Annotated in this window: 12 protein-coding genes; 9 read left to right on the plus strand and 3 right to left on the minus strand. The window is 67.4% G+C overall.

Going from position 1 to position 20,554, the window contains the following annotated elements; all coding sequences use genetic code 11:
* Nucleotides 1-50: 50 nt before the first annotated feature.
* Together ACFFGH_RS18115 and ACFFGH_RS18120 are read left to right on the plus strand one after the other, a co-directional pair.
* Nucleotides 51-2,090: a flotillin family protein gene (locus ACFFGH_RS18115; protein ID WP_386670825.1), complete on the plus strand. Its 2,040-nt coding sequence runs from the start codon at nucleotides 51-53 to the stop codon at nucleotides 2,088-2,090.
* Between the two features lie 73 nt (nucleotides 2,091-2,163).
* Nucleotides 2,164-7,464, plus strand: a complete 5,301-nt coding sequence (locus ACFFGH_RS18120) for a DNA repair ATPase (RefSeq protein WP_386670827.1) — start codon at nucleotides 2,164-2,166, stop codon at nucleotides 7,462-7,464.
* 123 nt (nucleotides 7,465-7,587) lie between these two features.
* Here the strand turns inward: ACFFGH_RS18120 and queD are convergent, their stop codons facing one another.
* Genes queD through acnD form a run of 3 tightly spaced genes read right to left on the minus strand, consistent with a single transcriptional unit; the run spans nucleotide 7,588 to nucleotide 11,809 of the window.
* Nucleotides 7,588-7,953: a 6-carboxytetrahydropterin synthase QueD gene (gene queD, locus ACFFGH_RS18125; protein WP_386670829.1), complete on the minus strand. Its 366-nt coding sequence runs from the start codon at nucleotides 7,951-7,953 to the stop codon at nucleotides 7,588-7,590.
* A gap of 56 nt (nucleotides 7,954-8,009) precedes the next feature.
* Nucleotides 8,010-9,197: a 2-methylaconitate cis-trans isomerase PrpF gene (gene prpF, locus ACFFGH_RS18130; protein WP_386670831.1), complete on the minus strand. Its 1,188-nt coding sequence runs from the start codon at nucleotides 9,195-9,197 to the stop codon at nucleotides 8,010-8,012.
* A complete protein-coding gene (gene acnD / locus ACFFGH_RS18135; protein ID WP_386671280.1) occupies nucleotides 9,194-11,809 on the minus strand; it encodes a Fe/S-dependent 2-methylisocitrate dehydratase AcnD in 2,616 nt (871 codons plus the stop codon). The genes prpF and acnD overlap by 4 nt, the downstream gene beginning before the upstream one ends.
* A gap of 445 nt (nucleotides 11,810-12,254) precedes the next feature.
* On the opposite strand from acnD, the gene ACFFGH_RS18140 reads away from it, so the two are divergent.
* The 7 genes from ACFFGH_RS18140 (at nucleotide 12,255) to ACFFGH_RS18170 (ending at nucleotide 20,550) form a co-directional block, all read left to right on the plus strand.
* Nucleotides 12,255-12,455, plus strand: coding sequence for a CbtB domain-containing protein (locus tag ACFFGH_RS18140; RefSeq protein ID WP_386670833.1), 201 nt, complete (start codon nucleotides 12,255-12,257; stop codon nucleotides 12,453-12,455).
* Nucleotides 12,446-13,219 carry a CbtA family protein gene (locus tag ACFFGH_RS18145; RefSeq protein WP_386670835.1) on the plus strand — a complete coding sequence of 258 codons (774 nt, stop codon included), beginning with the start codon at nucleotides 12,446-12,448 and terminating at the stop codon, nucleotides 13,217-13,219. Before ACFFGH_RS18140 ends, ACFFGH_RS18145 begins: the two co-directional genes overlap by 10 nt.
* Before the next feature lie 52 nt (nucleotides 13,220-13,271).
* Nucleotides 13,272-13,619, plus strand: a complete 348-nt coding sequence (locus ACFFGH_RS18150; RefSeq protein ID WP_386670837.1) for a (2Fe-2S) ferredoxin domain-containing protein — start codon at nucleotides 13,272-13,274, stop codon at nucleotides 13,617-13,619.
* A 191-nt stretch (nucleotides 13,620-13,810) separates the two neighbouring features.
* Nucleotides 13,811-15,037 carry a cobalamin biosynthesis protein CobW gene (cobW, locus tag ACFFGH_RS18155; RefSeq protein ID WP_446686159.1) on the plus strand — a complete coding sequence of 409 codons (1,227 nt, stop codon included), beginning with the start codon at nucleotides 13,811-13,813 and terminating at the stop codon, nucleotides 15,035-15,037.
* A 4-nt stretch (nucleotides 15,038-15,041) separates the two neighbouring features.
* The gene (gene cobN, locus ACFFGH_RS18160) at nucleotides 15,042-18,836 is read left to right on the plus strand and encodes a cobaltochelatase subunit CobN (RefSeq protein ID WP_386670839.1); all 3,795 of its coding nucleotides are present in this window, start codon (nucleotides 15,042-15,044) and stop codon (nucleotides 18,834-18,836) included.
* Entirely contained in the window at nucleotides 18,833-19,897 is a 1,065-nt protein-coding gene (locus ACFFGH_RS18165) for a magnesium chelatase ATPase subunit I (RefSeq protein WP_386670841.1), read from the plus strand. Before cobN ends, ACFFGH_RS18165 begins: the two co-directional genes overlap by 4 nt.
* 26 nt (nucleotides 19,898-19,923) lie before the next feature.
* On the plus strand, nucleotides 19,924-20,550 hold the full coding sequence (locus tag ACFFGH_RS18170) for a vWA domain-containing protein (protein WP_386670843.1): 627 nt from the start codon (nucleotides 19,924-19,926) through the stop codon (nucleotides 20,548-20,550).
* The last annotated feature ends 4 nt before the right edge of the window (nucleotides 20,551-20,554 follow it).

Genomic DNA, 20,554 nt, shown 5'->3' on the forward strand with positions numbered 1-20,554 from the left:
CTGTTCCATCGCCGCACACCATTTCGGCTGCGCCACAAGGAGATGTTGCAATGACCGTTTCGCTTTTCGCCCCGTTCCTGATCGGGACCGGGATCGTGCTCGTGGTCGTGCTCGGCCTCGTCGTACTGTTCAAACTGTTCTACACCAAGGTCGATCAGGGCACCGCGCTGATCGTCAACGACATGAGCTCCCAGCCGAAGGTGCACTTCACCGGCGCGCTGATCATCCCGGTGCTCTATCGCGCTGAAACGATGCGCATCAGCCTGATCACGCTGCAGGTCGACCGCCGTGGCAAGGAAGGGCTGATCTGCAAGGACAACATGCGGGCCGACATCACCGTCGCGTTCTATCTGCGCGTCAACGAAACGCAGGCCGACGTGCTGCGCGTCGCGAAGGCGATCGGTGCGAACCGTGCGTCGGATAAGGACGCGGTCGACGAGCTGTTCAACGCGAAGTTCTCCGAAGCGCTGAAGACGGTCGGCAAGAAGTTCGAGTTCACCGACCTGTTCGAGAAGCGGCAGGAATTCCGCGACGAGATCGTCAAGGTCATCGGCAACGATCTCAACGGCTACGCGCTCGAGGACGTCGCGATCGACTATCTCGAACAGACGCCGAAGAACCTGCTCGACCACAACAACATTCTCGACGCCGAAGGCATCCGCAAGATCACCGAGCTGACCGCGCGTCAGAACGTCGTCACGAACGAGCTGGAGCAGAACGAAAAGCTCGCGGTGACGAAGAAGAACGTCGAGGCACGCGAAGCGTTGCTCGCACTCGAGCGTCAGCAGGCCGAGGCCGAAGCACGCCAGAAGCGCGAGATCGAGACGATCCGTGCGCGCGAGGAAGCCGAGACGCTGAAGGTGCAGGAAGAGCAGCGTATGGTTGCCGAGCAGGCGAGGCTCGAAGCGGACGAGAAAATCAAGATCCGCGAGCAGAACGTGCAGCGCGAGGTCGAGGTGGCCGAGCAGAACCGCCAGCGTGCGGTTGCGATCGAGGAAGAGCGCGTGGTCCGCGCCCGCGAGCTGGAGAAGGTCACCACCGACCGTGAAGTCCAGCTGCAGGCCGTCGAGCGCGACAAGGTCGTCGAGGTCGGCAAGAAGGACGTCGCCAACATCACCCGCGAGCGCGTCGCGATCGACAAGACCGTGGCGGTCGAAGAAGAGCGCATCAAGGAAGTGCGCGTGGTCTCCGAAGCCGAACGCGAGAAGCAGGCCCGCGTGCTCGCGGCCGAGGCCGCTGCGCAGGAAGCGTTGGTCCGCACGGTGAAGGAAGCCGAGGCAGCCGAAACGTCGGCCAAGCACCGCGCCGTGGAAGTCACGACGCTCGCGCAGGCCAAGCTCGAAGCGGCGAACCGCGACTCCGAAGCCAAGCGCGTGCTGGCCGAAGGCGTCAAGGCCGAGAAGGCCGCACCCGGCCTGGCCGACGTGCAGGTGCGCGAAGCCGAGGCACTGGCGATCGAAAAGCAGGGCGTCGCCGAGGCGCGCGTCATCGAGGCGAAGGCCGCAGCGATGCTGGTCGAAGGCACGAACGATGCACGCGTGCTCGCCGAGCGGATGGCCGCCGAGGCCGAAGGCACCGCGAAGCTCGGCCATGCCAAGGCCACGTCGGTCGAGGCGGTCGGCAATGCCGAGGCGAACGTAACGGTGAAGAAGCTCACCGCCGAGGCCGAGGGCCTGACCAAGAAGTTCGAAGCGATCGATTCGCTGACCGACAACGCGCGCAGCCACGAGGAGTTCCGCATGACGCTGGAACACCACCTCGAGCAGGCAATGGCATCGATCGAGGCCGGCAAGGAAGTCGCCAAGGAGAACGCCGAGGTCATCGCGTCGGCCCTGCGCAACGCGAACATCGACCTGGTCGGCGGCGACGGCGGCCTGTTCGAGGCGTTCTCGAAGTCGCTCTCGCTCGGCAAGGCAGTCGAGGGTTTCGCCGGCAAGAGCCCGATCGTGCAGGACCTGATGGAGCGTTTCCTCGGCGTCGCAAGGCCCGAGCCGCGTGAGCGCCTGATCGAGGCGGGCGAGATCAGCCCGGTCACGCCGATCACGGCCGCGATCGAGAAGGCCGCGACGAAGGTCGAACCGGCCGTCTAAGCACGCAGCACGAAAGGAATCACCGGGGGTGGGCTCCGCCCCCGGTGCCATCACGGAATAGAAGGTGAGACCGATGTCCGAGCAGTCCCCGGTGCCCACGCAGGACGCTGCGTCCGAGTCCGCCATCGACCAGGCGGTCGCCCAGGGCGGTGCCTACGAAGTTCTCCGCCGCCGCCTGTCCGATCAGGGCCAGCGCCTGCGCGCAGCGACCGAGCAGCTCAACGCGCGGCGCCTGGAGGAGTTCGGCAGCACCCAGATGGAGATCATCGGTCGCCTGCGCGTGCGCACCGAGAACAACTGCATCGGTCGCGACGTGGTGCAGGTCGGCGAGCTGCTGCTGTTCGGCTACAACGTATTCATCGGCCTGAAGACCACCACCCGCATCGAGGACGTGTTCGGGCTGTACAGGCTGGTGACGACGGGCGACGGCTTCGACGTCGAGCCGGTCGACCAGGCCTCCAGTTTCCTCAGTGACTCGCAGTTCGTTCGCGACTTCACCGAGCTCTACGCGTATTACAAGAACGCCCGCCTGCTGCAGCTCGCGGTGCGCGACGGCAAGCTGCTGGCCGCGTTCCAGATCGGCGAGCGCAGCACCGACGTGCGCGTGTTCCGCTGGGCACTGTCGCCGCAGGGCGAAGCGACGTACATGGATGCGCGTGGTGAGCGCGACCTCACGATGCCGCCGCCGTTCGACTTCGAGTGGACCCGCGCCACGCGCGAGCTCATGGTCAACGGGCGCCATCCGCATCTGAACGTGCTCGACACGCTGTTCGTGGAGACCACGGGCGGTGATCTGACCCTCAAGGTCGAGAACAACACCGAGTCCGGCAAGGGGATCCATTCCGAGCCGGTCGACGACAAGACCCAGTCGCTCGACGATGCGACATTCGATTTCGCACGCGTCGGCTCGCTGATCCTGCTCAAGATCCTGCCGTACCGGGAAACCGTCTGGCGCGGCTTCATCTACAACACGCTCACCGGCAAGGTCCAACGCAACGACGCGATCATCCAGGCTTGTGTGCAGCTGCCGGAAGACCACGGGATCATCTTCCCGGGCGGTTACTACCTGCAGAACGGCGAGCACAAGGCGTTCGATGCCGCGATGGACGGCATGCAGTTCAAGCGTGCCGTGCGCTCGCCGAACGGCGAGGACGTGCTGTACATCTTCTACGAACGCGAGGCCGGCCGGTCGGCGCTGTTCGTCTACAACATGATCCAGCGCAAGCTGCAGAACCCGGTGTTCGGGCACGGCTATGCGCGACTGCCCGACGGGCGCATGGTGATCTTCCATGCCGAAGGCGACGGCGCCACGCGCATCCACCCGATGCAGGTGTGGCAGACCCCGTTCGTCAGCGACGAGTTCGCTGCAAGCCGGCCGCCGAGCAATACCTATCTCGGGCGCCTCGGCAATGCCGAGCTGGTGCGCGGCATCTCGAACCTGCTTTCGCTCAGCCGGGAAATCGAGAGCGCTGAAGTCTCGATCCAGCGCTACCAGCTGCTGACGCAGGACACGCGCCGCGTGTTCGATGCGCACCACTGGCTCGATGATGCGAACTGCGGCGGCGTGGCGTCGCTGCTGCGCGAGATCGCGTCCACTGGCGAGTCGGTGCTCGACGAGTTCGAGAAGGTCCAGAGCATCCGTCGGCAATCCGAGCAGGCCATGGAGCAGGCTCGGGCCGACCATGCCGCCCTGGTCGGCCGCCTGCTGCCGGAGAATTTCACGCAGGTGCAGGAGTTCGTCGACGCGCTCAACGACATCACGCGCCAGCGCGGGCACCTGCTGACGATCCGCGAATACCGCTACATCGATGTCGAGGCGATCGATGCGATGGGCATGGAGCTGCAGGCCCAGCACGAGCGCATCGGCGCGGCCACGGGCGAGTTCCTCGCCGGCGACAGGGCGTTGGTTCCGCTCGCCGAGCGCCTGCAGGTGCTCGATGCCGAGGCGCAGGCCGCCGAGACCGCGAAAGCGCTGACAGAACGGCTGAGCGCGCTGCAGGCGATGTCGTCCGACCTCGACATGCTCAGCGAGCTGATGGCTACGCTGAAGGTCGACGACGCCGCGCAGCGCACACGCGTTGTCGAGGCGATTTCGAGCCTCTACGGCCGACTCAACCAGGCCCGTGCGCGCGCCGATCAGCGCCGCAAGACGCTCGGCTCGGCTGAGGCCGTGGCGCAGTTCGGCGCCCAGTTCACGCTGTTCGGGCAGGCGATCACGAGCGCGCTGGGGCTGGCGACCGATCCGGAGAAAGCCGACGAGCAGCTGTCGCGGCTCATGGTCCAGCTCGAGGAGCTGGAGAGCCAGTTCGGCGAGCACGAACAGTTCCTCGGCGACATCCTGAGCAAGCGCGAAGAGCTGCTGGAAACGTTTGAGGCGCACAAGCAGGCACTGCTCGACGACCGTCAGCGCAAGGCGCAGTCGGTGCTCGATGCGGCCAATCGCATCCTCTCGGGCCTCGGCAAGCGCACCGAGAAGTTCGGCAACGCCGACGATCTCAATGCGTTCTTCGCCGGCGACCCGCTGATCCTCAAAGTGCGCGAGCTGGCCGACCGGCTGCGTGCGCTGAAGGATTCGGTGAAGGCCGACGACGTCGAGGCACGCCTGAAGGGTGCGCGCGACCAGGCAGTGCGCGCGCTGCGCGACCGCTCCGATCTGTTCGAGGGCGGCGGCAACGTCATCAAGCTCGGGCGCCACCGTTTCAGCGTGAACACCCAGCCGCTGGACCTGACGATCCTGCCGCGCGGCGATCACCTGGCGCTGCACCTGACCGGCACGGATTTCATGGAGCCGATCGACAGCCCCGAGCTCGCGCAGCTGCGCGAGTACTGGCAGGTGTCGCTCGAGTCCGAGTCGCCGTCCCTGTACCGCGCGGAGTACCTGGCCGGCGAGATCGTGGCTGCGGCCGACGCGGGCGCGGAGGGCCTGAGTCCGGAGGTGCTGCAGCGCCTGTCGGCCGATCCCGAAGCGCTCAACAAGGCGGTGCGCGACTTCGCAGCGCCGCGTTATCGCGACGGTTACGAGCGTGGCATCCACGACCACGACGCTGCCCCGATCCTGCGCACGTTCCTTTCGCAGCGCTCCTCGGCCGGCACCCTGATCCACGCGCCACAGCCGCGTGCGCTGGCGGCGCTGTTCTCAGCAGCGCACGGCAGCGATGTCGATGTGGCCGAGTGGGCCGTCCGCGCTGCCGGAGCGAAAGCGATGCAATCGCTTTTTGGCTCGCGGTCCAGCCTGGACACGTTGCTGTCGGAGGTGGCCGCGCGGCTGGCCGCATTCACCGAAACCGCTGGCTTGCCGTTCGACGGCGCCGTGGCTGCGGCGGCGGCCGCGTATCTCGTCGATGAAAGCACCAGCGGTGCGACAGGTCTGGTCCTGTCGCGCTACGGCCGCGAGCTGGCCGACATGCTCGCCGCGCGTATGGCTGCGGCCCACCTGCACGAAGCGTTCGAGCGCTCCCTGGAGCAGCTCAAGGACCGACCGGGCGCACGATGGTTGCATGCGGTGCATTGGCTGGAGGCGCTGTGCAAGGATCCGGCGGCCGCGCCGCTGGCCGGTTACGTGCCCGAAGCCGCCGCGTGGATCCTGACCCGCGCGACGATCGCCTGGCGCGACAACGCCGCGCCGCTGATGGCGACGGTGGAAGGGCTGCTGGGCGAGCACCCGCGCGTCGATGGCGGCAAGCTCACGCTGTCGGCCGACGACTTCCTCGCCCGGTTGCGCGCGCACCGCGAGCAGTTCCTGCCCGGTTACCGCCGTTACCACGCGCTGCGGCACGAAATCGCCACGCGCGAGCGAGACGCGCTGCGACTGTCGGAGTTCCAAGCGCGGCCGCTGTCGTCGTTCGTGCGCAACAAGCTGATCAACGAGGTCTACCTGCCGATCATCGGCGACAACCTCGCCAAGCAGATGGGCACCGTGGGCGAGGGCAAGCGCAGCGACCTGATGGGCCTGCTGATGATGATCTCGCCGCCCGGCTACGGTAAGACGACGCTGATGGAGTACGCGGCCAATCGGCTAGGCCTGATCTTTATGAAGATCAATGGTCCGGCGCTCGGGCACGAAGTGCGATCGGTTGATCCGGCGCAGGCACCCGACGCGACGTCGCGGCAGGAACTCGAAAAGCTCAACCTCGCGCTCGAGATGGGCAACAACGTGATGCTGTATGTCGACGACATCCAGCACACGCACCCGGAGTTCCTGCAGAAGTTCATCTCGCTCTGCGATGGCACGCGCCGCATCGAGGGCGTGTGGAAGGGCAGGACCAAGACCTACGACATGCGCGGCAAGAAATTCTGCGTGGTCATGGCCGGCAACCCGTACACCGAGTCCGGCGAAATGTTCAAGATCCCGGACATGCTCGCCAACCGCGCCGACATCTACAACCTCGGCGACGTGCTCGGCGGCATGGAGGAGACCTTCACCCTCAGCTATATCGAGAACAGCCTGACCTCGAGCCCCGTGCTCGCGCCGCTGGCGACGCGCGATCTGAAGGATCTATACGTATTCGTCGACAAGGCGCTGGGCCGCGAGGTGTCAACGAACGACCTTTCGCACGCGTACAGCGCGGCCGAGACGAACGAGATCGTGGCTACGCTGGAGCGGATCATCAAGGTCCGCGACGTCGTCTACCGCGTGAACCAGCAGTACATCGCGAGTGCCGCGCAGGCCGACAAGTACCGGGTCGAGCCCGCGTTCAAGCTACAGGGCAGCTACCGCAACATGAACAAGCTGGTCGAGAAGATCTCGCCGGTGATGAACGAGGCTGAGCTGCAGCAGCTGATCTCCGACCACTACCAGGGCGAGGCGCAGCTGCTCACGATTGGTGCCGAGGAGAACCTGCTCAAGCTCAAGGAGCTGCGGGGCGTGCTCACCGCGGAAGAATCCGCGCGCTGGGAGCAGATCAAGCGCGACTTCCTGCGCAACAAGGCAATGGGTGCGGACGACGCCGATGTAGGCGGGCGCATCGTCGCGCAGTTGGCCGACATCGCAAGTGGCCTGCAGTCGACCAGGGTGGATGCGTCCTCACTGGCACCGGCAGCGCCGCAGGAAGCCGCCCCGTGGCCGGAACTACTCGCGCTCGTGCGGCAGTTGCTGGAGCAAAGGGCGCCGGCCCCTGAGACCACGAACCCCGACGCGCTGCCCGCGTCGATGCGTGCCGCGGTGGATCCGCTGGTCGAGGCGCTCCGATCGAGCCAGGATCAGCAGACGCGGATCAATGCCGCGATGATCCATCTCGCCAACGTGATCCGGGCCGGTATCCCGAGCGCGAAGGTCAGCCGGGCTGCCCCGAGACCGCACGTGCCGACGCCGGAAGAGCAGCTGCTCGACGAAGCACTCGAGCGCCTTCGCGTCGCCGGGGCGGAGCCGGTCTAGCGGCACGTCCGCGCCTCGACAGCGGACGAAACGCTTTACGCGCAATGCGGCCGGGCTTCCCTGCGGGCCCGGCCGGGTGCGATGTAATACTCGCGGCCGGCTTCGATGCCAGCATTGCGACGGTCAGGCCGCGCCGGGCCCGCGGTAGCGACACCCGGCAGTGCACGTCTCGTGCACCACCACCTGGCTGAGCAGTGGCAGCGTCGGCTTGAGCTGGTCCCAGATCCAGACGGCGAGCCGCTCGCTGGTCGGGTTCTCGAGCCCTTCGATGTCGTTGAGGTAGTTGTGGTCGAGCCGGTCGTACAGCGGCTGGAACGCGCGTTTGACGTCGGCGAAATCCATCACCCAGCCGGTGTGCTCGCCGAGCTCGCCGCTCAGGTGCAGCTCGATGCGGAACGAATGCCCGTGCAGCCGCGCGCACTTGTGGCCCTCGGGCACGTTCGGCAGCCGATGCGCGGCTTCGAGGGTGAAGATCTTGAAGATGTCCATCACGGCATTGTCTCACGCCGCTCGGCGGGCGATCCGGTACGCCCGCCGCGGTCTGCTCAGAACGAATCGCGCGGCACGCGCACGTGGCCATCCATCAGCACGCGCGCGCTGCGGCTCATCACCGCCTTCGCGACCGTCCACTGACCGTCGACCTGGCGCGCTTCGGCGCCGACGCGCAACGTGCCCGACGGGTGGCCGAAGACCACTTCAGTACGTTCGCCGCCACCCGCCGCCTCGCTGACCAGCGTGCCGGGAATCGCGGCGGCCGTTGCGATCGCGACCGAAGCCGTGCCCATCATCGCGTGGTGCAGCTTGCCCATCGACAGCGCACGCACGAGCAGGTCCACGTCGTCCGCACCGAGTGCTTTGCCGCTGGATGTGGTGTGCGCCTGCGGCGGTGCCACGAACGCGACCTTCGGTGTGTGCTGCCGCTTCGCCGCTTCGCTGACGTCCTTGATCAGGCCCATGCGCACTGCGCCATGCGCGCGGATCGCTTCGAACTTCGCGAGCGCGGCCTTGTCCTCGTTGATCGCGCCCTGCAGCTCCGTGCCCGTGTAGCCGATGTCGCTCGCATTGACAAACACGGTCGGGATGCCGACGTTGATCATCGTTGCCTTGAACGTACCAACCCCTGGCACGTCGAGATCATCGACCAGGTTGCCGGTCGGGAACATAGCGCCGCCGCCTTCACCGTCATCGGACGGGTCGACGAATTCGAGCTGGATTTCGGCCGCCGGAAACGTCACGCCATCGAGCTCGAAATCACCGGTCTCCTGCACCTCGCCATTCGACACCGGCACGTGCGCGATGATCGTCTTGCCGATGTTCGCCTGCCAGATGCGGACCGTACACAGGCCATCGTTCGGCACGCGCGCCTGATCGATCAGGCCGTTCGCAATCGCGAACGGGCCGACTGCTGACGACAGGTTGCCACAGTTGCCGCTCCAGTCCACGAACGGCGCATCGATCGACACCTGGCCGTAGAGGTAATCGACATCGTGGCCGGGCTGCTCCGACTTCGAGATGATCACGCACTTGCTCGTGCTCGACGTCGCGCCGCCCATGCCGTCGGTGTGCTTGCCGTACGGGTCGGGTGAACCGATCACGCGCATCAGCAACGTGTCGCGCGCCGGGCCCGGCACCCGCGCGGCTTCCGGCAGGTCCTCGAGCCGGAAGAACACGCCTTTGCTGGTGCCGCCGCGCATGTACACGGCGGGGATTCGAAGCTGCGGTGCGTGGCTCATGCGGCCGCCTGCTTGTTCGCTTCCAGGAAGTCCTGCGCGAAGCGCTGCAGCACGCCCCCTGCTTCGTAGATCGCGACTTCCTCGCCGGTGTCGAGGCGGCAGGTGACCGGCACTTCGACGCGCTCGCCGTTGCGCCGATGGATGACCAGCGTGAGTGTTGCGCGCGGCGTGCGCTCGCCGACGACGTCATAGGTCTCGGTGCCGTCGATGCCGAGCGTGTGGCGGTTCGTGCCAGGCTGGAATTCCAGCGGCAGCACGCCCATGCCGATCAGGTTGGTGCGGTGGATGCGCTCGAAGCCCTCGGCTGCGATCGCCTCGACGCCGGCCAGGCGTACGCCCTTGGCGGCCCAGTCGCGCGAGGAGCCCTGACCGTAGTCGGCACCGGCAATGATGATCAGTGGCTGCTTGCGCTCCATGTAGGTTTCGATTGCTTCCCACATGCGCGTCACCTTGCCCTCCGGCTCCAGGCGTGCGAGCGAACCCTGCTTCACCTTGCCGCTGTCGTCGCGCACCATTTCGTTGAAGAGCTTCGGGTTCGCAAACGTCGCGCGCTGGGCGGTGAGGTGATCGCCACGGTGCGTGGCATACGAATTGAAGTCTTCTTCCGGCACGCCCATCTTCGCCAGGTATTCGCCGGCAGCCGAGTTCAGCATGATCGCGTTGCTCGGCGAGAGATGGTCGGTGGTGATGTTGTCACCCAGCACCGCGAGCGGACGCATGCCGATCAACGCGCGTGCGCCAGCGAGCGCGCCTTCCCAGTACGGCGGGCGACGGATGTAGGTGCTCATCGCGCGCCAGTCGTACAGCGGGCTCGCCTGTTCGCCGTGCTCGACGCGCACGTTGAACATCGGCGTGTACACCTTGCGGAACTGCTCGGGCTTGACCGATGCCTTGAGCACCGCGTCGATTTCCTCATCGGACGGCCACAGGTCCTTGAGCCGGATCTCCTTGCCGTCGACCACCGCGAGCACATCCTTTTCGATGTCGAAACGGATCGTGCCGGCGATCGCGTACGCGACCACCAGTGGCGGCGAGGCGAGGAACGCCTGCTTTGCATACGGGTGGATGCGGCCGTCGAAATTGCGGTTGCCGCTGAGCACCGCGGTCGCGTAGAGGTCGCGGTCGATGATTTCCTGCTGGATCGCGGGATCGAGCGCGCCGCTCATGCCGTTGCAGGTCGTGCATGCGAACGCGACGATGCCGAAACCGAGCTGCTCGAGATCCTGCGTCAGACCGGCTTCGTCGAGGTAGAGCTGCACGGCCTTCGAGCCCGGTGCGAGCGAGGTCTTCACCCACGGCTTGCGCGCAAGGCCCAGGCGGCTCGCGTTGCGTGCAAGCAGGCCGGCGGCGATCACGTTGCGCGGGTTGGAGGTGTTCGTGCAGCTGGTGATTGCCGCGATGATGACCGCACCGTCCGGCATCAGCCCCTGGGCCTCCTGCGCACGTGCCTGGTCCAGATTGCCTGCGATGCCACGTTCGGCGAGTTCGCTGGTGGCCACGCGTGCGTGTGGGTTGGACGGGCCCGCCATGGTGCGCACCACGCTCGACAGGTCGAACGTGAGCGTCCGCTCGTACTGCGCCGTCGCGAGCGCATCGGCCCACAGGCCGGCCGTTTTTGCGTAATTCTCGACCAGCGCGACCTGCTCGTCCGTGCGGCCGGTCAGGCGCAGGTAGTCGAGCGTGTTCTGGTCGATGAAGAACATCGCCGCGGTCGCGCCGTACTCGGGCGCCATGTTCGAAATGGTTGCGCGGTCCCCAAGCGTCAGCGCCGAAGCGCCTTCGCCGCGGAACTCGAGGTAGGCGCCGACGACCTTCTGCTTGCGCAGGAATTCGGTCAGCGACAGCACGACGTCGGTCGCGGTGATGCCGGGCGCAGGCTTGCCGGTGAGTTCGACGCCGATGATTTCCGGCAGGCGCATCCACGACGCACGGCCGAGCATCACGCTCTCGGCCTCAAGGCCGCCGACGCCGATCGCGATCACGCCCAGTGCGTCGACGTGCGGGGTGTGACTGTCGGTGCCCACGCAGGTATCGGGGAACGCGACGCCGTCCTGCACGTAGACGACCGGGCTCATTTTCTCGAGGTTGATCTGGTGCATGATCCCGTTGCCCGGCGGGATCACGTCGACGTTCTTGAACGCCTTCTTCGTCCACTCGATGAAGTGGAAGCGGTCCTCGTTGCGGCGGTCCTCGATCGCGCGGTTCTTCGCGAATGCGTCGGGGTCGTAGCCGCCGCACTCGACCGCAAGCGAGTGGTCGACGATCAGCTGCACCGGCACCACCGGGTTCACCTGCGCCGGGTCGCCACCCTGGTCGGCAATCGCATCGCGCAGACCGGCCAGGTCGACCAGCGCGGTCTGGCCGAGGATGTCGTGGCAGACCACGCGCGCCGGGAACCACGGGAAGTCGAGGTCGCGGCGGCGCTCGATCAGCTGGATCAGGTAATCGCGCACTTTTGCCGGCTCGGCGCGGCGCACGAGGTTTTCCGCGTGCACGCGCGAGGTGTACGGCAGCGTGTCCCACGCGCCCGGACGGATCGCGTCGACGGCGGCGCGCGCATCGAAATAGTCGAGCTGGGTGCCCGGAAGTGGCTTGCGGTGGTTGGAATTCATAACGGACCGTTGGCGAAGGGCGGGCGGGACGAGGGCCGCTCCGGCGGGGCGGCGGCAGGGCTTGAAGGTCGGCTTTGGGGCGCGACGGCCGGCGGGACGCGTGGCGGCCGGAAAGGCCGGTCCACCGCAGCCGGGGAAGCCCACCATTTTACCGCCATGGAGGGGCGGGCATCGCCTGTGCCGGCAGTCCGTCGCCGCCGGGTCAGCTGGCGGCATGGGGACTGGTCGGATCCGCGGCGAATTTTTTCGATCACTGGGGACAGCACGGGGCGCAGCCGCGTGCGACCGGCCAGCCGTCTCGCCCGTTCAGCCGCAACCTGACGCCGGCCCGGTCGCGCCAGCGCCGGTCCGTTTCGGGCAGACGGGTCGTCGATCTGCACGTAAACTTGCCCTTCGGCGAACTAGAATCCCCGCGTTCCGAAGTGCACCCATTAAGGAGTTCCAGATGCCCGTCACGCCCGGTCTGAGCCGCGTTCAGATCAATAGCAAATCGCGTACGGTCGTTCTGGCCGAGCGGATCGTATCGGCCGCGCTGGCGCTGGGCCTGGGCCTGGTCGTGCTGTACGGAGCCGCGTTCTCCGAGATGCCGGAAGTCCACAACGCCGCTCACGACGGACGCCATTCCGCCGGGTTCCCGTGCCACTGAGTGCTTCGCCGACCGCGTCGGACAGTTTCAGCCTAGGCACCTTCAAGCGCATCGTTCTGGCGGCCGTGCTGGCCGGATCGGTCGCGGGCGTGGCCCTGACCGCGGTGCAGGGCATGCAGGTCGTGCCGTTGATCCTGCAGGCCGAAGTCTACGAAGCCGCGGCACCGGACGCGGCCCAGGCACCGGAAGCCGCCCGTCCGCATGAGCACGCCGAGGCCCAGCCCGCCGCGCACGAGCACGAGGACGACCACCATCACGACGCGAACGCCTGGCAGCCCGAAGACGGCGTCGAGCGCACCGCTTACACGGCGCTGGCCAATATCAGCCTCGGGGTAGGTTTCGCGCTGCTGCTGATCGCGTGCATCAGCCTGCGCGACCGGCCGACGACCTGGCGATCCGGTCTGCTGTGGGGGTTGGGCGGCTATCTGACGTTCTTCGTCGCGCCGTCGCTCGGCCTGCCGCCCGAAGTGCCGGGCACCGCCGGCGCCGCGCTCGGCGACCGCCAGCTCTGGTGGGCCGGAACCGCCGCATGCACCGCGGGCGGCCTGGCGCTGCTGTCGTTCGCACGTGGCGGTATCCGCTGGGCGGGGCTGGCACTGCTGGCATTGCCGCACCTGATCGGAGCGCCGCAGCCGGTGGTCCACAGCAGCACGGCGCCGCAGGAACTGGCGCGCGCGTTCGTCTTCGCGACGGCGATTGCCAACGCAGCGTTCTGGCTGTGCCTGGGCGCGTGCGCCGGGCATTTCTACAAGAAGGCCGCCTGACACTCGCGGCCCCGGGCGCTGCCATCGCGGTAGCGCCTTCTGGACCAGGCTCATGAGAACCCATCACAGACACGTCCTGATGTGCGTCGGCCCCCGCTGCACGCCCGACGGTGAACGTGCCCAGGCGATGTTCGAGCTGATGGGCGAGAAGATCGACGCGCGTCCCGAGCTGAGCATCAAACGCACCCGCACGCACTGCATGGTCGCCTGCAAGGCGCAGGCCCCGGTGCTCGTGGTTTACCCGGAAGGCGTCTGGTACCGGGTCGAAGACGAGCAGGCGCTCGACCGGATCGTGACCGAACATCTGGTGGGCGGTCGGGAAGTCACGCCGTTGATCTTCCATCGGCTCGGCAGCGGCGATACCGGTTTGCTGGATGCCAAGGAAGCGGCCTGTACGTGACACCGTGACCTCAGCCGTGCGCTGGGGCCGATCGCTGTACGCGTCAGCACGTCGTGAGCACCGCAGGTCGGCAAAGGCCGATAGCCCGGTCGCGGCACGGCTCGCCAGCATGTCTGCACGTCGACGCTGTCCTGGCGCATCGACGCGCGAACATCCGCAGAAGCCCGAGCGCAAACATTCACGACCCCGCGTTGCTTGCGCCCTTCGCAGCATCCCGGGCATGCCGGCCGCCATGGGGTGGGGCTGTACACTTCGACCGCGGTTTATCGGCCCAAGCGCGACGGCAGATTCGAGCTCATCGCATCGCCCCGGCCGTCCACATTCAAGTTAGGAGCACGCAGGTGCCTGCAACCATTCGCAAGATCCCCGTAACGATCGTCACCGGCTTTCTCGGCAGCGGTAAGACCACGATGCTGCGCCATCTGCTGGAGCAGGCGCAGGGCCGACGCATTGCCGTGATCGTGAACGAGTTCGGCGAGCTCGGCATCGACGGCGAAATCCTCAAGGGCTGCGGCATCGGCTGCGACGAGGGCGACGAGAGCGCCGGTCAGCTGTACGAGCTGGCCAACGGCTGCCTGTGCTGCACGGTGCAGGAGGAGTTCTATCCGGTGATGGAGCGTCTGGTCGAGCGGCGCGAGCAGATCGACCACGTGCTGATCGAAACCAGCGGTCTCGCGCTGCCCAAGCCGCTGGTGCAGGCGTTCGGCTGGCCGTCGATCAAGAACAGCTTCACCGTCGATGCGGTGATCACCATGGTCGACGGTCCGGCGGTTGCAGCGGGCCAGTTCGCCGCCAATCCGCAGTCGGTCGATGAGCTGCGCAAGGCCGATCCGAACCTGGACCACGAGTCGCCGCTGCACGAGCTGTTCGAAGACCAGCTGATCGCCGCGGATCTGGTGATCCTCAACAAGACCGACCAGCTCGCCGACACCGATCGCGAGGCCGTCGAAGCGCTGATCCGCGCGGAGATTCCGGAGCACGTGAAAATCGTGCCGGCGCAGTACGGCCGGCTCGACCTCGGCACGCTGCTGGGCCTGGAGGCGGCGTCGGAAGAAGGCATCCACCTGCGCGTGGGCCACCACGGCGAGGGCGAGGACCACGACCATGACCACGACGACTTCGACTCGGTGATGGTCGAAGCGCAGCCGGCCTCGCGCGAGGAGCTGGTCCGGGCGTTGAAGCAACTCGTCCAGCAACACACGATCTACCGGGTGAAGGGGTTCGCGAATCCGCCGGGTTCGCCGATGCGACTGGTGATCCAGGGCGTCGGCACGCGGTTCGACAGCTACTTCGACCGGCGCTGGCAGCCCGATGAAGTGCCCGGCTGCCGCTTCGTGCTGATCGGTGCGGAGCTCGATCAGGCCACGCTGCAGGCAGCGCTGGACGAAGCACTGGCGCCGCGGGAACAGATGGCCTGACCACGTGCACCTGCTGAGAACCACGCCCGGCGGCTTCGTCGACGACAGCGAGGGTGTCGTTCGGATCGACCAGCAGCCCGCTTCGATCGTCATTCTGAGTTCGGCCGACACCACGCTTTCGCTGCTGGCGGGCGTGGTGGCCGAGTTCGGCGACGAGTTCCCGAGCGTGCGCCTGGCCAATGTGAGCTTTCTTCGCCAGCCGGCCTCGGTTGATTTCTACATCGACGATGTGCTGCAGCATGCGCGTGTTGTGGTGGTCGACCACCTGGGCGGGCAGTCGTACTGGCCGTACGGGATTGAGCGGCTGGTCGAGTTGGCGAAGGAGCGCGGTCAGGTGCTCGCGATGTTCTCCGGCGACCTGCAGGAAGATCCCAACCTGCTGGCGCTGAGCACGGCCGAGCCGGATCTGTGCCGTGAGCTGTGGCGCTACCTGCGCGAGGGCGGGCGGCACAACGCGGTCAACTTCATGCGCAGCATCGCGTTCAACGCGTTGGGGCATGGCAGCGCCCCGGCGCCGCTGCGCGTGCTGCCGGCCGCGGCGCTGTACTGCCCCGGCAAGGAGCCCGCGACGATCGCCGACTGGCAGGCGCGCTGGACGCCCGGCGCAGCCACGGTCGCGATTTTGTTCTACAAGGCGCATCTGCAGGCGGCGAATCTTTCCGCGTTCGACGCGTTGATCGATGCGCTCGAAGCGCGCGGACTCAATCCGCTGCCGATCGCGATCACCTCGCTCAAGGACGAGATCAGCCTGGACGTGGTGCGGATGCTGTGCGACGAACACAACGTCTCGCTGGTACTCAACACCACGTCGTTTGCGGCGTCATCGCCAATGGCGGACGAGCCGTTCGTGCTCGCCGGCGACGCGCCCGTGTTGCAGGTGATCATGAGCGGCGGCAACCGCGAAGCCTGGGTGGCCGCGAACCACGGCTTGAATGCGCGCGATATCGCGATGCACATCGCGCTGCCCGAGATCGATGGCCGCATCGTCACCCGCGCGGTCAGTTTCAAGGACCGCGGCTATTACTGCGAGCGCACCCAGGTCGACGTGGTCTGCTACCGGCCCGATCACGAGCGCGTTGCGTTCGTTGCCGAACTCGCGGCGCGCTGGTGCCGGCTGCGTCAGCTGGACAACTCCGAAAAGCGGCTTGCGCTGGTGTTGGCGAACTATCCGATGAGCGAGGGCCGCATCGGCAACGGTGTCGGCCTGGACGTGCCGGCCTCGGTGCTGGCCATTGCCGGCATGCTGCGCGACGAGGGCTACGGGCTCGACACGCTGCCTGCCGACGGCGATGAGCTGATCTCGCGGCTCACCTCCGGTGTCACCAATGACCCGACGGTGCGCAGACTGCGGCCAGCCTGGCAGAGCCTGTCGGTCGACGATTACCTGGCCGAACTACGAAGCTGGCCCGAGGACGTCCAGGCGGCCATCGAAGCGCGCTGGGGCAGCCCCCAGGCCGATCCGACCGTGCGGCAGGGGCGCTTCGTGATTTCCGGCTGGCGCTGCGGCAATGTGTTCATCGGCCTGCAGCCGGCGCGCAGCCACGATGTCAGCGATTACGCCAGCTACCACGATGCCGAGCTGGTGCCGCCGCATGCGTACCTGGCGTTCTACGTGTGGCTGCGCCGGACGTTCGGCATTGATGCGGTGGTGCATGTAGGCAAGCACGGCAACCTGGAATGGTTGCCCGGCAAGAGTGTCGCGCTGGGTGCCAGCTGCTGGCCGGATGTCGCGTTGGGGCCGATGCCGCATCTGTACCCGTTCATCGTCAATGATCCGGGCGAGGGCAGCCAGGCCAAGCGCCGCGCGAACGCGGTGATCATCGATCACCTGATGCCGCCACTGACGCGCGCCGAGAACTACGGTCCGCTGCAGGATCTGGAGCGCCAGGTCGACGAGTACTACGACGCACTGATGATCGATCCGCGCCGCTCCAAGCTGCTGCGCAAGACGATCCTCGCGACCATCGTCGAGCACCGGTTGGACAAGGAGCTCAGCATGGACGCGCCGGTGGACGAGGACAGCGAGGACTCGCTGCTCAACTCGGTCGACGCCTATCTGTGCGAGCTGAAGGAAACGCAGATCCGCGATGGCCTGCATATCTTCGGCAGCTCGCCCAGCGGTGTGCAGCGACGCGACACGCTGGTGGCGCTGGTGCGCTATCCGGTCGGTGACGGGCGCGGCCGCAATGCCGGCCTGATCGACGCGCTGGCGCGCGATCTGGAACTGCATGCCTGGCTGGATCCGTTTACGACCGACTCGGCCACCGCCTGGGCCGGTCCGCGCCCGGCGGTGCTCGAATCGCTCATCGAAAGCTCATGGCGCCATTGCGGCGATACCCGCGAGCGCCTGGAGCTGCTCGCATCCAGGCTGATCGGCGCCGCGCTCGGCGACGAGCCGCTGCCACCGGATCTGCCGCCGCTGCCACAGGCGCACGCGGTGCTGCAGCGGCTTTGCGACGACATCCTGCCGCGGCTCGACGCCTGTGGCGGCGAGGAGCTCAGGCAACTGCGGCGCGGTCTGGAAGGGCGCTTCGTCCCGCCGGGCCCGAGCGGCTCGCCATCGCGCGGCCGGCCGGACGTGCTGCCGACGGGCCGCAACTTCTATTCGCTCGACACGCGGTCGGTGCCGACCCAGACCGCCTGGATGCTCGGGCTGAAATCGGCCCAGCAATTGATCGAGCGCCACCTGCAGGACCACGGCGATTACCCGCGTGCGGTAGGCCTGTCGGTGTGGGGCACGGCCACGATGCGCACCGGTGGCGACGACATCGCGCAGGCGATGGCGTTGCTCGGCGTACGGCCAAAGTGGGTTGCGGGCAGTCATCGCGTTACCGACTTCGAGATCATGCCGGTCGAGGCGCTGGACCGGCCGCGGATCGACGTGACGCTGCGGGTTTCGGGCTTCTTCCGCGACGCATTTCCGAACGTCATGCACCTGTTCGACGCTGCGGTCCAGGCCGTCGCCGAACTCGATGAGCCGCCCGAAATGAACCCGCTGCGCGAGCGCGTGCAGCGCGAACGCGACGCGATGATCGCCCAGGGCCTGCCCGCCGATGAGGCGCGTCGCCGCGCGGGCTGGCGCGTGTTCAGTGCGCGCCCGGGCCATTACGGCGCGGGCCTGCAGGAGCTGATCGACCAGCGCCAGTGGCAGGACGATGCCGACTTGGCCGGGGCGTATCAGCGCTGGGGCGGCTTTGCGTATTCGCAGAAGAGCGAAGGCGAAGCGGCGGAAGACGCGTTCGGCCTGCGCCTGTCGACGATCGACGTCGTACTGCAGAACCAGGACAACCGCGAGCACGATCTGCTCGATTCCAACGACTACTACCAGTTCCAGGGCGGCATGACCGCCGCGGTGCGCCACCTGAGCGGCAGCCAGCCGCAGATCTACTACGCCGACCACAGCAACCCCGACGTCCCGCGCATCCGCACGCTGCGCGAGGAGATCTCGCGGGTGGTTCGTGCCCGGGTGACGAATCCGAAGTGGATCAACGGCGTGAAGCGCCACGGGTACAAGGGCGCCGCCGAGATCGCCGCGACCGTCGATTACCTCTACGGCTACGACGCGACGGCGCGCGTGGTGGAAGACCACCAGTACGAGATGGTGACTGACGCGTTCGTCAACGACGACCACACCCACGATTTCATGCGCCGGCACAACCCGGTCGCGTTGCGTGACATGTGCGAGCGGCTGCTGGAGGCGATCCAGCGCGGGCTCTGGCAGCAGCCGGGCGCGTATGCCGGGCAGATCAGCCAGCGACTGCTGGAGAGCGAGCAGCTGTTCGAAGGAGGCCATCGATGAGCGCAGCCGTTGACCAACGGGCCACCGTGCCGCGGCCTATCTTCCCGTTTGCCGCGCTGGTCGGGCAGGACGCACTGCGCGAAGCGCTGCTGCTGGCTGCGGTTGATCCGGCGCTGGGCGGCGTGCTGATCACCGGTCCCCGCGGCACCGCGAAATCCACCAGTGCGCGCGCGCTGGTCGAACTGCTGCCGGAGGGGCGCATGGTCACGCTGCCGCTCGGCGCAACGGAAGAGCGCCTGATCGGCACGCTCGATGTGCAGGCGGCGCTCAGCGAAGGCCGCGTGGTGTTCGCCCCGGGCCTGCTCGCCCAGGCGCACCGCGGCGTGCTGTACGTCGACGAGGTCAACCTGCTGCCCGACGTTCTCGTCGATGCCCTGCTCGACGTCGCCGCCAGCGGCGTAAACACCGTCGAGCGCGAAGGCATCTCCCACAGCCATGAAGCCAGCTTCGTGCTGATCGGCACGATGAACCCGGAAGAGGGCGAACTGCGGCCGCAGCTGATCGATCGCTTCGGGCTGATGGTGGAACTGGAAAACTGCTTCGACCCTGCCGTGCGGCAGCAGATCGTGCAGGCGCGGCTGGCTTTCGAAGCCGACCCGGCCGCGTACCGCGCACGGTTTGCGAACGCGCAGGTCGAACTCGCGCAGCGGGTGAAGCATGCGCGCCTGGCCCTGCCGTCATTGGCGTTCAGCGACGAGGTCCACGCCCGGGTCAGCGCGATCTGCATCGAGGCCGGCGTCGACGGCCTGCGCGCTGACCTGGTGATGCTGCGTGCCGCACGTGCGCTGGCCGCATTGGAGGGCGCGCAGGCGATTGCACTGGCCCATGTCGACCGCGTGGCCGAGGCCGCCCTGCGTCATCGCCGCAAGGACCGCGGGCCGCAGCCGCCCACGCGTGAGCCGGCTCCATCGCAGGCTCAGGACGATCGCCACGATCGCGGCGGCACCGGCGCTGCAGAACCTGCGCCGGCGACCAGGGAGGGCGATTGGGGCTATCTGCCGCCCGAGCCGGTGGGCATGGCGGAGGCAAAGAAGCTCCGGCCCGTTCTCCCAAAACCGTAGCCCACCGGCCGGGCCCCGCCGCGGGAGTGATCCGCGGCGGCCGGTGGAGCACAGGGCCTGCCCGGCAACGCGGCGACGCGCCGAGCGCGCGCATCCATTGGTTGCGCACGCTGCAGGCCAAGCGTGATGCGCCGCTGGATGCTTCGCATCTGCGCTATCGCCCTGCCGGCCCGGGCGTCGAGGTGCTGCACTGCTTCGTGCTGGACTGCTCGGGCTCGATGCTCGCGGCGGACAAGCTGGCGCGCGCCAAGCGCGTGCTGCTGGACCTGTTCGACAGCGCCGCGCGCAAACGCCACCGCGTCGCGCTGGTCTGTTTCGGCGGCGCCGGTGCGCAGCGGCGGTTCGGCCCGGCGATTCCGCGCTGGTGGAACGAACGCTGGGTGCAGCCGATCGGTGGTGGCGGCGGCACGCCGTTGCATCAGGGTCTGGACGAGGCCCGGCGCGTGCTGCACGACGCTGCGCGCTCGGCGGCCGGTGCCGAGCGCTGGCTGTGGCTGCTCAGCGATGGCCGCACGACCGAGCGGCCGCCCGTGCCGCAAGCCGACCGCCGGGTCGTGATCGACTTCGAGACCGCGGCAGTCCGCTGGGGCGTGTGCCAGGAACTCGCCGGTCAATGGCAGGCGGATTACCTGCGCGCCGAGAATTTCGACTGAGCTG

Source organism: Lysobacter korlensis (assembly GCF_042434515.1).

Excerpts from the sequence above, each read along its gene's own strand:
- ACFFGH_RS18115 (WP_386670825.1), top strand. The coding sequence starts at position 51 with ATGACCGTTTCGCTTTTCGCCCCGTTCCTGATCGGGACCGGGATCGTG.
- ACFFGH_RS18120 (WP_386670827.1), top strand. The coding sequence starts at position 2,164 with ATGTCCGAGCAGTCCCCGGTGCCCACGCAGGACGCTGCGTCCGAGTCC.
- queD (WP_386670829.1), bottom strand. The coding sequence starts at position 7,953 with ATGGACATCTTCAAGATCTTCACCCTCGAAGCCGCGCATCGGCTGCCG.
- prpF (WP_386670831.1), bottom strand. The coding sequence starts at position 9,197 with ATGAGCCACGCACCGCAGCTTCGAATCCCCGCCGTGTACATGCGCGGC.
- acnD (WP_386671280.1), bottom strand. The coding sequence starts at position 11,809 with ATGAATTCCAACCACCGCAAGCCACTTCCGGGCACCCAGCTCGACTAT.
- ACFFGH_RS18140 (WP_386670833.1), top strand. The coding sequence starts at position 12,255 with ATGCCCGTCACGCCCGGTCTGAGCCGCGTTCAGATCAATAGCAAATCG.
- ACFFGH_RS18150 (WP_386670837.1), top strand. The coding sequence starts at position 13,272 with ATGAGAACCCATCACAGACACGTCCTGATGTGCGTCGGCCCCCGCTGC.
- ACFFGH_RS18165 (WP_386670841.1), top strand. The coding sequence starts at position 18,833 with ATGAGCGCAGCCGTTGACCAACGGGCCACCGTGCCGCGGCCTATCTTC.